Here is an 801-nt window from a genome sequence, read left to right on the forward strand (position 1 = left end):
TGAAATGTTTCTACGCCCTTTCTTTCAGACTTTGAGCTTTTTGGCAACCCCTTGTTGAGACTGGTGCAAGATCTGAGCTAAAGTAGGTTTCCACACTCGCGATGTGTTGATTCAAATCGCTGGGTTGCCCCTGATAATCTAAACGTTTGAGCCGCTCAATCCCACCCGCTAGATACTGCTTGAGATAGACCGTTAGGGTTGTTTTGGAAATATTGCACAGTCGGCGGATGTTTTGGTGAGCCAACTTTTGACTTTTCAAATACAACACTTCCATCTTTTGTTGCACTTTTGGGTGGGGGTGATGATACCGTTCGTAGTTCAATTCCCTGACCATTTGCTCAGTAAATTCAATCCGAATCATGCTCACAACGGTCCCGATTGCTCAGAGGGGAATTGCCTCATCCTATCGTAGATGGAAGAGGAAAAGCTAAAAGTCCACTTTTTAGCCGTGATGAGACGTATATCCAAGTCAAAGGAGTGTGGAAATATCTTTACCGCGCTGTCGATTCAGCCGGCAACACGTTGGACTTCATGCTGAGCGCAAAGCGGGACGGTAAAGCAGCAGCCCGGTTTTTCCGCAAAGTGCTGAAGGCGACTCATACTCAAACTCCACGGGTGATCACCGTCGATAAAAATGCTGCCTATCCGGTGGCAGTCGAAGCGTTGAAAGCAGATGAAACACTGGCAGCCCAGACGGAATTACGGCAGAGCAAGTACCTGAATAACCTGAGTTCGGGTTAAGCCGAAGGCTGAAATCCCCACTGCAAGTAGCTTGAGCCAAACAACCAGCTAGTAATCTTT

2 pseudogenes are annotated in these 801 nt (G+C 47.4%); one reads left to right on the plus strand and one right to left on the minus strand.

From position 1 onward, the window contains the following. Positions 1–79: 79 nt before the first annotated feature. Positions 80–361, minus strand: a pseudogene (locus C7B65_RS27070) (helix-turn-helix domain-containing protein); the annotation flags it as partial. Between the two features lie 89 nt (positions 362–450). On the opposite strand from C7B65_RS27070, the pseudogene C7B65_RS27075 reads away from it, so the two are divergent. Next, positions 451–729 (plus strand): annotated as a pseudogene (locus C7B65_RS27075) (DDE-type integrase/transposase/recombinase); the annotation flags it as partial. Positions 730–801 lie beyond the last annotated feature (72 nt).

The organism is Phormidesmis priestleyi ULC007 (assembly GCF_003003695.1).
In the GTDB taxonomy this organism is placed as follows: Bacteria; Cyanobacteriota; Cyanobacteriia; order Leptolyngbyales; family Leptolyngbyaceae; genus Phormidesmis_A; species Phormidesmis_A priestleyi_A.